Raw genomic sequence first — 10,732 nt, 5'->3', positions numbered from 1 at the left:
TGACGACTGTCCTAAGTTCTTGATCTATCTGGTACGCCCAAGGGGAATCGAACCCCTGTTACCGCCGTGAAAGGGCGGTGTCCTGACCGCTAGACGATGGGCGCGCTCAGATGTGAGCGGTTTATAGTTGCGTTGTTTGAAACCGGCAACCCGTCTGCCGCTGCCTGCGACAACTTTTTTCGGCCGGCCGTAAACCGCATCTTTCCGGCGCATTGGTCCCGTTCAGCGCAAACGCGCGTCAACCCCAGCCAGCGTCCGGCGGACTTCCTTTGCGTAGGAAAACAAGTTGGCGTCACGTAGGAGAACTAGTTGGCGCGCCGGCGGCAGCGCCAGTTCCAGTCCCGCTCCGGGCCGACGTCGACGTGAACGGATTCGGTATGGCAGTAGGTGCCGACGCCGCCGCGGCCGGGCATGGTGCGGATGTAGCTCGCCAGTTCCCACTTCGAGACGCCTGGAACCTGAATGTCGGTGGCGGCGCAATACATGTGCAGCGAATTCTTGGCGCCATTGGCGCGGCGGTTGCGGGCCGGATCGCGATAGCCCGAGGTGACCACCATCTTCTTGCCGTAGCGGCCCTCGATCGTCTTCATCACGCGGACCAGCGATGGTTTCAGGCAAGCGACGTCGACGCTCTCGTTCTGCTTGAGGAGACCGTTGGGCGCCAGCCGGGCAAGGCCGGCGGCGGACGCTACCTGATAGGAGCCGCCCGAACCCTCGTCCTCGTTGAGATCGACGTCGCTCTCGTCGTCGAGGCCGGATTTGCGCTTGATCTCGAACAACGCCGTCTGACGCACGCCAGGCAATGCGTCGCTGGTGTAATTGCTGGTGTCGGTCGAAGCCAGTTGCACCGGCTTTTCGGCCGGGGTGGCCGAGGCCAGCGTTACAGCCGCCTTTGCCGGTGGCGGCGTGGCGGCCTTGGGCTGCGCGGTGGCGGCCTGAGCAACAGCGGGTTGCTCGCCTGACCTGGTATTGAGTACCGGAGCCGGCGCGGCAGAGGCGGGCGTGGCGCTGAAGAATGAGGCAAGGAAGCTTTTCTTCGGCGCTTGCGGCTGCGGCTCGCCGGCGGTCACATAGACCGGATTGTTCATGACCGGAGCGGCACCTTCCGGTTTCGGCGCGGCCGCGGCCGCATCGGCCGTTTGTGTCTTCTGCACTGCCGCGCCAGCCTGTTCGGCCGTCTGCCCGGATTGCTCCAGTGGTTGCGGCGTGTGGCCTGCAATCGTCTCGGCGCCCGCGGGAACGGCAACCGGGAAACCGGCATCGGGTTTCGCCCCCGGCCTGGCCACCGGCACGTAGGCGACCTGCTCCGGAAGGGCCGCGTCGCCCTCGGCCGACGTCGTCATTTGTGAAGTCGTCACTTGCGACGACGAATCGATAGCAGCGACCTGGTTGGCGCCGGAAGCGGTGCTGATATCGGCTGATGTGGCGTCGTAGCCCGGCATGCCGACGGACAAAGTGGGGTCACCGGCGGAGGTGCAGGACGCCAGGAGCACGGAAAAAAGCGCTGCTGCAATAGCGCGGCTTTCTCCCTTCGCGAGGCGCCATCCTGCTGATTTCAAAATAAAATTCCCCCTCGATGTCCGACCGGTATGTCATTGGCGCGGCGTCTGGACGTCTCGCCGAAATGCTCCTGTTCCCCCGACCGGAAACGAGACCTGTGTCAAATCCGCAAGCCTGAAAGTAATTCGACGGCAAGAGCTGAATCGAGGCTGCTTGAGGGTTGACGGCACCATTTCGCCCTCTTTTAGCGGCGCGTCAACTCACCACACATTACAGAAGGTTACACGCGCACCCTGACATAGGTGCCGGGAGCATCGCCCAAGGTTTTCATATGCTTGCCGGGTTTGCGGGCCGGGACTCTGGTGTTGTCCCTGTCCTCGACCCAGCGTTGCCAGTGCGGCCACCATGAGCCGGGATGGTCGGTGGCCTTGGCAACCCACTGGTCGAAGTCACCCACCGGCTTGCCGCCCGTCCAGTAGTGATATTTCTGCGCCGCCGGCGGGTTGACGACGCCGGCGATGTGGCCGGAGCCGGCCATGACATACTCGACCTCGCCGCCGAAATATTTCGAGCCGAGGAACACCGAAAGAGCCGGCGCGATATGATCTTCCTTCGAGGCGAGATTGTAGACCGGGATGGTGATGTCACCGAGCGAGAGCATGCGGCCGGCCAGTTCCATCATGCCTTGCGACAGATTGTTCTCGAGATAGCAGTTGCGCAGGTAGAAGGAATGGTTGGCGGCGCCCATGCGGGTCGAATCGGCGTTCCAGTAGAGCAGGTCGAAGGGCAGGGGATCCTTGCCGCGCATATAGTTGTTGACGACATAGGGCCAGATCAGGTCGCCCGAGCGCAGCATGTTGAAGGCAGTCGCCATCTTGGTGCCGTCGAGATAGCCCTTCTCGTTCATCGACTTCTCGACGGCCGCGACCTGCTCCTCGTCGACGAACACTTTCAGGTCGCCGGCATAGGTGAAGTCGACCTGCGTGGTGAAGAAGGTGGCCGATTTGATGCGGTCGTCGCCTTCCTGCGCCATCAGTGCGAGCGCCGCCGCCAAAAGCGTGCCGCCGACGCAATAGCCGATAGCGTTGACTTGCTTTTCGCCGGTAGCCTTCTCGACCGTGTCGAGGCCGTATTGCAGGCCCTCCCTGATATAGGCCTCCCAGCTCTTGGTGCCGTGCCGCTCATCCGGGTTGATCCAGGAGATGACGAAAACGGTATGGCCCTGCTCGACCGCCCAGCGGATGAAGGATTTTTGCGGGTTGAGATCGAGAATGTAGAATTTGTTGATCCATGGCGGGCAGATCAAAAGCGGCCGCTTGAGCACGGTCTCGGTCACCGGGTCGTATTGCAGGATCTCGGCGACATCACTGCGGCCCACCACCTTGCCGGGCGTCGTGGCGAGGTTCTTGCCGATCTCGAAGGGCGAATAGTCGGCTTGCCTCAGTTTCAGGTCGCCCTTGCCGGCGGCGATGTCCTCGGCCAGCATCTTCATGCCGCGCACCAGGTTTTCACCATTCGAGGCGATGGTCTCGCGAAACAGTTCCGGGTTGGTCAGGATGAAATTCGACGGCGAGATGGCGTTGGACACCTGCTTGACGTAGAAGCTGGCCTTGTGGCGGGTGTGCTCGTCCAGGCCATCGGCGTGATCGACCAGTTCGGCCGCCCAGCGCGAGGTGACGAGATAGGCCTGCTTCAAAAAATCGAAGAAAGCGTTGCGGCCCCATTCGGGGTCCTGGAAACGCTTGTCGCCGCGCTCGGGCTTGACCGCGTCGTCGCCATCCTGGCCTTCGGCGCTGATGCGCTGGATGGCGTTGGCCCAGACGGTCATATAGCCGGAAAACAGCCGCGTCTGCGCTTCGAGCGCCCGCTGCGGGTCGGAAAGCCAGTATTCGCTGAGCTTGGAGAAGGTTTTCACCATGTCGACGACGGGCTCGGCGACATGGTCGCGCACATCGCCCTTTTCGCGCGGCTCGGCCCAGGCGGAGGCCGCCTTGCCGGCCTGCTCGATCATGCGCGCCATGTTCAAGGCGAAGCGTTCCGGGTCCTTCACCAGATATTGCTCAACGGTCGAAGGCTGGTCATCTTCCGCTTTGCCCGAATCGGGTGTTTTGGACATGGTGCGCGGGGTTCCTCCCGAAGCGTTTTCTTGACATATTATCATGGGACATCCGACAGGGTCCAACGCGCTCTACCCCGGATGCCAAGGAAACAATATGACAATTAATATTGGCGAAACTGTTTTTTCCGGCACTGGTCGTTTTTGCCGCATCAGCACGGCGGTCGTCTTGCTGGCGATCGCTGGCTGTTCGAGCACCAACATCGAGGGCGCTACGCCGGTTGCGACCGCCGAAGGGCCGAAAGACACCGGCACCTATCCGAACCTCAACGTTCCGCCGCAGGTGGCGGCCGAGCAATTCACCGAAGCGGAAAAGAACGCCAAGCTCGCCCAGTTGAAGGCTGACGAGCAGGGGCAGGGCTCGAAGGGCGGAGCGGTCAAGGTGACCAATCCGGCGACGCTGAACGCGCTGGCAAAGCAGCACGGCCCCGATACGCTGAAGCAGATCGGAGCCAACTGCGACCCCGCTCTCGACCCTGACTGCAAATAAGCCTATATCGCGCGACCGAAAACCATCTTTGCCAATTGTCTGGAACCGCCATGGAAGAATTTCACAAGGTCCGCCGGCTTCCGCCTTATGTTTTCGAGCAGGTCAACCGGCTGAAGGCCAGCGCCCGCTCGCGCGGCGCCGACATCATCGACCTTGGCATGGGCAATCCGGACCTGCCGACGCCCAAGACGATCGTCGACAAATTGTGCGAGGTCGTTCGCGATCCGCGCACGCATCGTTATTCGTCGTCGCGCGGCATTCCGGGCCTGCGCCGCGCCCAGGCCAATTACTATGCCCGCCGTTTCGGCGTGAAGCTCGACGCAGACACGCAAGTGGTGGCGACGCTGGGCTCGAAGGAAGGCTTCGCCAATATGGCGCAGGCGATCACCGCACCTGGCGACGTGATCCTGTGCCCCAATCCGACCTATCCGATTCATGCTTTCGGTTTCATCATGTCGGGCGGCGTCATCCGCTCGCTGCAGGTCGAGCCCGATGACGGCTTCATTCCAGCGCTCGAACGCGGCATCCGCCATTCGATCCCGAAGCCGTTGGCGCTGATCCTCAACTATCCGTCGAACCCGACGGCGCTGGTCGCCTCGCTCGATTTCTACAGGGATGTGGTGGCCTTCGCCAAAAAGAACGACATCATCATCCTGTCGGACCTTGCCTATTCGGAAATCTATTTCGACGGCAATCCGCCGCCCTCGGTGCTGCAGGTGCCAGGCGCGATCGAGGTGGCGGTCGAGTTCACCTCGATGTCGAAGACCTTTTCCATGCCCGGCTGGCGCATGGGTTTCGCGGTTGGCAACGAACGGCTGATCTCGGCGCTGACGCGTGTAAAATCCTATCTCGACTACGGCGCCTTCACGCCGATCCAGGTGGCGGCCGCACACGCGCTGAACGGCGACGGCGCCGACATCGCCGAAGTGCGCGACATCTACCACAAGCGCCGCGACGTCATGGTCGACGCCTTCAGCCGCGCCGGCTGGACCATTCCGGCACCGGCGGCGTCGATGTTCGCCTGGGCGCCGATCCCGGAGCCGTTCCGTCATCTCGGCTCGCTTGAATTCTCCAAGCTTCTGATCGAACACGCCGATGTGGCGGTGGCGCCGGGTGTCGGCTTCGGCGAGCATGGCGACGATCATGTGCGCATCGCGCTGGTCGAGAACGAGCACCGGATCCGCCAGGCGGCGCGCAACATCAAGCGCTTCCTGGCGTCCAGCGCCAAGCAGCCCAACAATGTGGTGCCGCTCGCCGCGCATCGCTGAGTTTTGCCTGATATCACATCGATCAAGTTCTTGAGGGGCGTCGCCGGACATGGCTGAAGCGTTGCGTGTTGGAATTGCCGGTCTCGGCACCGTCGGCGCGTCGGTGGTGCGCGTACTGCGCGATAAGGCGGCGGAACTGACGCGCCAGTGCGGACGTGACATCGTCGTGTCGGCCGTTTCGGCCCGCGATCCAAAGCGCGACCGCGGCGTCGATCTTGGCGCGGCCAAATGGTTCGACGACGCAACGAAGATGGCGCAGACCGCCGACATCGACGTCTTCGTCGAACTGATCGGCGGCGACGAGGGTGCCGCGCGGTCGTCGGTGAAAGCGGCGCTCGAGGCCGGCCGCCATGTGGTGACCGCCAACAAGGCGCTGCTCGCCATGCACGGCGTGCAGCTTGCCGAGATCGCCGAAAAGAAGGGCGTGCTGCTCAACTACGAGGCGGCGGTGGCCGGCGGCATTCCGGTCATCAAGACGATGCGCGAGGCGATGGCCGGCAACTCGATCACGCGCGTCTTCGGCATCCTCAACGGCACCTGCAATTATATCCTGACCCGCATGGAGGCCGAGGGCCTGTCCTTCGACGCTTGCCTGAAGGATGCGCAACGGCTGGGTTATGCCGAGGCCGATCCGACCTTCGACATCGAGGGCCACGACACCGCCCATAAGCTGTCGATCCTGACCAGCCTCGCCTTCGGCACCAAAATCGCCGCCACCGACATCTATATGGAAGGCATCTCCAACATCAGCCAGGCCGACATCCGCGCCGCCGGCGATCTCGGCTACCGGATAAAACTGCTCGGCGTCGCCCAGCGCACGGAAAGCGGCATCGAACAGCGGGTGCATCCGACCATGGTGCCGACGGCCTCGGTCATTGCGCAGGTGCATGGCGTCACCAATGCCGTCGCGATCGAAACCGATATTCTGGGTGAGCTCCTGCTCTCCGGTCCGGGCGCTGGCGGCAACGCCACCGCCTCGGCTGTCATCGGCGATATTGCCGACATCGCCAAGAGCCGGCCGGGTTTCCAGCACGGTCCGGTTTTCGGCCGGCCGACGAAGGAGCTGAAACCCTACAAGAAGGCGCAGATGCGCAGCCATGCCGGCGGTTATTTCATCCGGCTGACCGTGCATGACCGTATTGGCGTCTTCGCCGCGATAGCCAAACGCATGGCCGATAACGACATTTCGCTGGAATCGATCGTGCAGCATGCCGCCGGGCCGGAAACCGATGCCCAGAAGACGGTCATCCTCGTCACCCATGAGACGACGGAGGCTGCGGTGCGCAAGGCCGTCGACGGCATCACCAAGGATGGCCATCTGACAGACAAGCCGCAGGTGATCCGCATCGAGCGGGCGGGTTAATCAGCCGGACGTTGCGGCTGCGATCGATCGGAACGAATTTCAGCTCGCGCCGTTCTCCTCAGGTCTGCAACCCGAGGAAACGCACAATGGCCGAAGCATCGAAGCCTGACACCTCCAGCATCGATGACATCCAGAAGGCGCTCGAAAAACAGATCGCCGACCTGCGCAAGGAGGTCGCCAAGATCAACAAGAGCATTTCGGAACGCGGCGCCGAATTGGTCGCCGATGCCGAGGACCAGGCGTCCGGAACGTACGACAGCGCTGCTGCTCGCGCGACGCGAACCGCGCAACAATTGCGCACTCAAGCCCATGCGGTATCTGAAGCGGCGCGGGAAAATCCAGGCACAACAACGGCACTGGTGGGCATGATCGGCCTGCTTGGCTTCCTGGCAGGAATGGCTGTCGGGCAAGCCATGAACGACACGCCGAGGCGATGGTATTGATCCAATTTTGAGAAGGCAGGCTTCGCCGGCTATATGGTTTTGCATGTCATTTTCAGGAGGGCGCCGTGGCTTCATCCACGTTGATAAGCATTCTGATCACGTTCTTGGTGATCATCCTTGTTCTCTATCTGGTTCAGCGTCTTCCGCTTGACGCCAGGATGCGGCAGATCGCCCAGATCATCGTCATCATCATCGGCATTGTTTCGCTGCTGAAATACCTCACAGTGTTCTAGGCAAACCAAAGTCGTAACAGCGAGCGGCCAACGCCGGGCTTCTCGGCCCGCGCAAACTTCATCTACCAAAACACGTTCGGCCCAGCGCACACGGTGTGTCTCATCATGCTTTCAATCGATTGATATTATTATCTTTTCGAGAAATCGTCGAACGGGTCTTGTCCTTGTCATGCTCGTTTGAGAAAAGGAGCGCGCCTCTGGCGGGAGGCAATGTGACAACGAGGATTTCCCCCCGATGAATGTGGCCCAGAACATCGTCGCCGGTCTTGACCGGATACTCACCATGGAACTGGTTCGTGTCACCGAACGCGCCGCGGTCGCGGCCGCCAGGTTGCGCGGACGTGGCGATGAAAAGGCCGCCGACCAGGTCGCGGTCGATGCCATGCGCCAGGAACTCAACCGACTCGCCATCAAGGGCACGGTGGTGATCGGCGAGGGAGAGCGCGACGAGGCGCCGATGCTCTATATCGGCGAAGAGGTCGGTTCCGGCAAAGGCCCGGCGGTCGATATAGCGCTTGACCCGCTGGAGGGCACGACGATCTGCGCCAAGAACCTGCCCAATGCGCTGGCCGTTATCGCGATCGCGGAAAAGGGCAGCCTGCTGTTTGCGCCCGATGTCTACATGGATAAGATCGCCATTGGCCCGGGCTACGCCGACGGCGTCGTCGATATCGATGCCTCACCGGCCGAAAACATCGCCAGCCTGGCCAAGGCCAAGGGTGTGCCGATATCGGAGATCACCGCTTGCATCCTCGACCGGCCGCGCCATGGCAAGTTGATCGAGGCCGTGCGCGCCACGGGCGCCGCGATCCGGCTGATCGGCGACGGCGACGTCGCCGGCGTCATCCACACCACCGATCCGGACGAGACCGGCATCGACATCTATCTCGGCACCGGCGGGGCGCCGGAGGGTGTGCTGGCGGCGGCTGCGTTGCGTTGCACCGGTGGCCAGATGCAGGGAAGGCTGATCCTCGACACGCCGGAAAAAGTGGCGCGTGCGGCGAAGATGGGCATCTCCGATCCCAAGCGCGTCTATCGCACGCAGGACATGGCGCGCGGCGATGTGCTGTTCGCGGCAACTGGCGTGACTGACGGCAACATGCTGGCCGGCGTCAAGTTTGGCCGCAATTCCATCACCACGCATACGATCGTGCTGCGCTCCTCGTCACGAACCGTGCGCGAAATCAAGGCGCGCCATCAGGATCTGGAAAAGTTTTGATACCGACTCGGTTGGCCGTCGCATATTGTGAGAAATGACAATTTTGCAGACGGCGCGTCGCGTGACGGGCGAAAGACGTATTTTCCTCGATGTCAGGCAGTCGGCCATCGGTGTCTCCTGGGAGCACCGGTTGACCGAGCGGCAGGACATGACCGCGCTCGCCATCGCGCAAGGCCATGGCGTGCCGGACATCGTCGCGCGCGTCCTCGCCGGGCGCGGCGTGACTGCCGAGCAGACCAAACGGTTCCTCGATCCGACCATCCGCGATCTTTTGCCGGACCCGGTCTCGCTGACCGACATGGACAAGGCCGCCGCCCGCATCGCCGGCGCCATCATGGCCAGGGAAAAGGTGGCGATCTTCGGCGACTACGATGTCGACGGCGCGGCCTCGTCGGCGCTGCTCAAGCGGTTCCTCGCGCATTTTTCGGTGCCGTCGGAGATTTACATACCGGACCGTATCTTCGAAGGTTACGGCCCCAATCCGGAGGCCATGCGCGAACTCGTATCGCGGGGCGCGACATTGATCGTCACTGTCGATTGCGGCACCAACAGCGCCGTTTCCATCGATGCGGCGAGGCAAGCCGGCGCCGACGTCGTGGTGCTCGACCACCATCAGGTCGGCGGACCGTTGCCGGCTGCAGATGCGGTGGTCAATCCCAATCGCGAGGACGACCTTTCGGGCCAGGGCCATCTCTGCGCCGCTGGTGTCGTCTTCCTCTGCCTGGTGCAGACGGCGAGGGTCCTGCGCGGCCTGTTGCCGGACGCCATGCCGCCGGATCTGCTCGCCTTGCTAGATCTCGTGGCGCTGGCGACCGTCTGCGACGTGGTGCCGCTCACCGGGGTCAACCGCGCCTTCGTGGTCAAAGGGCTGCAGATGGCGCGCCAGCAGCGTAACGAGGGGCTGGCGGCGCTGGCGCGGGTCTCGCGCATCGGCGAGCCGATCAGCAACTTCCACCTTGCCTATCTGATCGGTCCGCGCATCAATGCCGGCGGGCGCATCGGCGATGCAGCGCTTGGCAGCCGCTTGCTGGCGACCGACGATCCGGTCGAGGCCGGCGCCATCGCCGAGACGCTCGACCGGCTCAATCAGGAGCGGCAGTTGATGGAGCAGGAGATGCTGGCGGCGGCACGCGTCGAGGCCGATGCCGAGCTTGCCGGCGGCAATGGTCCGGCCATTGTCGTCACCGCCAGCTCCAATTGGCATCCCGGCATCGTCGGCCTGCTTGCCTCGCGGCTCAAGGACCATGCGCGCCGGCCAGCCTTCGCCATTGCCTTCAACGCCAATGGCGTCGGCACGGGTTCGGGCCGCTCGGTGTCCGGCTTCGACCTGGGACGGCTGGTGCGCGAGGCGGCCGATGCCGGGCTGATCGTCAAGGGCGGCGGCCATGGCATGGCTGCGGGCATCACCGTGGAGCGGGCGAAACTCGGCGTGCTCAGGGCCTTCTTCGAGGAACGCGCGGCGGCGGACGTGTTCCGGCTGCAGGACGAGGAAAGCCTTGCCATCGACGGGGCGCTCTCCGCCGAGGGCGCGACGCTCGACCTGCTCGACGCGCTGGAGAAGGCGGGTCCATTCGGCGCGGGGCATGTCGCGCCGGTTTTCGCGCTGCCGCGCCACCGGCTGGTCGATGCACGGGCGGTCGGCACCAATCACATCCGCGCCGAATTACAGTCGGAAAGCGGCGGCCGCATCCAGGCGATCGCCTTTCGCGCCGTCGATACCGCACTCGGCGAATTCCTGTTCAAGAACAGGGGCAAGCCGGTACATGTCGCCGGCTCGCTGTCGGGCAATCACTGGAACGGCAACCGCACCGTGCAGTTCCGCATCATCGATGCCGCGTTGGCTTGAGCGTTGTGAGGCGGCCTACGTCATTAGCGAAGGCGATCGCATGCTTTGGAGATTAGCTGAAACGGCCATCGCTTCGTCATCCTGGGGCGGAGCAAGGAGCGAAGCGACGCGGCGCAGACCCCAGGATCCATGCCGTGACTTCAGAGCGTCGCAACGGTCCAGAATTTTGCTCCGCTGCACTCTCCAATCAAGGTTATGGCATGGATCCCAGGGTCTCCGCTACGGAGCTTCGCTCCTGCTTAGGACAGTCGTCA

At 63.1% G+C, this 10,732-nt stretch carries 9 protein-coding genes and 1 tRNA gene; 7 read left to right on the top strand and 3 right to left on the bottom strand.

Annotation, left to right across the window (positions count from 1 at the left end):
• Positions 1–29 precede the first annotated feature (29 nt).
• From MESS2_RS19850 to phaC, 3 genes are all read right to left on the bottom strand, one after another.
• A tRNA-Glu gene (locus MESS2_RS19850) sits at positions 30–104 on the bottom strand.
• A 201-nt stretch (positions 105–305) separates the two neighbouring features.
• Positions 306–1,442, bottom strand: coding sequence for a YcbK family protein (locus tag MESS2_RS19845; protein ID WP_008876214.1), 1,137 nt, complete (start codon positions 1,440–1,442; stop codon positions 306–308).
• Between the two features lie 338 nt (positions 1,443–1,780).
• Positions 1,781–3,616: a class I poly(R)-hydroxyalkanoic acid synthase gene (phaC, locus tag MESS2_RS19840; protein ID WP_008876213.1), complete on the bottom strand. Its 1,836-nt coding sequence runs from the start codon at positions 3,614–3,616 to the stop codon at positions 1,781–1,783.
• 97 nt (positions 3,617–3,713) lie between these two features.
• Between phaC and MESS2_RS19835 the strand changes: the two genes are divergently transcribed.
• From MESS2_RS19835 to recJ, 7 genes are all read left to right on the top strand, one after another.
• Entirely contained in the window at positions 3,714–4,106 is a 393-nt protein-coding gene (locus MESS2_RS19835; RefSeq protein ID WP_040593544.1) for a hypothetical protein, read from the top strand.
• 50 nt (positions 4,107–4,156) lie between these two features.
• Positions 4,157–5,374 carry an LL-diaminopimelate aminotransferase gene (locus MESS2_RS19830; protein WP_008876211.1) on the top strand — a complete coding sequence of 406 codons (1,218 nt, stop codon included), beginning with the start codon at positions 4,157–4,159 and terminating at the stop codon, positions 5,372–5,374.
• A 49-nt stretch (positions 5,375–5,423) separates the two neighbouring features.
• Positions 5,424–6,737 carry a homoserine dehydrogenase gene (locus MESS2_RS19825; RefSeq protein WP_008876210.1) on the top strand — a complete coding sequence of 438 codons (1,314 nt, stop codon included), beginning with the start codon at positions 5,424–5,426 and terminating at the stop codon, positions 6,735–6,737.
• Between the two features lie 86 nt (positions 6,738–6,823).
• Positions 6,824–7,180: a hypothetical protein gene (locus tag MESS2_RS19820; RefSeq protein ID WP_008876209.1), complete on the top strand. Its 357-nt coding sequence runs from the start codon at positions 6,824–6,826 to the stop codon at positions 7,178–7,180.
• A 65-nt stretch (positions 7,181–7,245) separates the two neighbouring features.
• Positions 7,246–7,413, top strand: a complete 168-nt coding sequence (locus MESS2_RS31270) for a Thivi_2564 family membrane protein (protein ID WP_008876208.1) — start codon at positions 7,246–7,248, stop codon at positions 7,411–7,413.
• Between the two features lie 235 nt (positions 7,414–7,648).
• The gene (glpX, locus tag MESS2_RS19815) at positions 7,649–8,632 is read left to right on the top strand and encodes a class II fructose-bisphosphatase (protein WP_008876207.1); all 984 of its coding nucleotides are present in this window, start codon (positions 7,649–7,651) and stop codon (positions 8,630–8,632) included.
• 61 nt (positions 8,633–8,693) lie between these two features.
• Positions 8,694–10,478 carry a single-stranded-DNA-specific exonuclease RecJ gene (gene recJ, locus MESS2_RS19810; RefSeq protein WP_040593546.1) on the top strand — a complete coding sequence of 595 codons (1,785 nt, stop codon included), beginning with the start codon at positions 8,694–8,696 and terminating at the stop codon, positions 10,476–10,478.
• The last annotated feature ends 254 nt before the right edge of the window (positions 10,479–10,732 follow it).

Origin of the sequence: Mesorhizobium metallidurans STM 2683 (assembly GCF_000350085.1) — a bacterium.
Lineage (GTDB): Bacteria > Pseudomonadota > Alphaproteobacteria > Rhizobiales > Rhizobiaceae > Mesorhizobium > Mesorhizobium metallidurans.
Note: the sequence above shows the minus strand (reverse complement) of the source record. Positions and strands in the feature narration are given on the sequence as shown.

Excerpts from the sequence above, each read along its gene's own strand:
- MESS2_RS19845 (WP_008876214.1), bottom strand. The coding sequence starts at position 1,442 with ATGCCGGGCTACGACGCCACATCAGCCGATATCAGCACCGCTTCCGGC.
- phaC (WP_008876213.1), bottom strand. The coding sequence starts at position 3,616 with ATGTCCAAAACACCCGATTCGGGCAAAGCGGAAGATGACCAGCCTTCG.
- MESS2_RS19835 (WP_040593544.1), top strand. The coding sequence starts at position 3,714 with ATGACAATTAATATTGGCGAAACTGTTTTTTCCGGCACTGGTCGTTTT.
- MESS2_RS19830 (WP_008876211.1), top strand. The coding sequence starts at position 4,157 with ATGGAAGAATTTCACAAGGTCCGCCGGCTTCCGCCTTATGTTTTCGAG.
- MESS2_RS19825 (WP_008876210.1), top strand. The coding sequence starts at position 5,424 with ATGGCTGAAGCGTTGCGTGTTGGAATTGCCGGTCTCGGCACCGTCGGC.
- MESS2_RS19820 (WP_008876209.1), top strand. The coding sequence starts at position 6,824 with ATGGCCGAAGCATCGAAGCCTGACACCTCCAGCATCGATGACATCCAG.
- glpX (WP_008876207.1), top strand. The coding sequence starts at position 7,649 with ATGAATGTGGCCCAGAACATCGTCGCCGGTCTTGACCGGATACTCACC.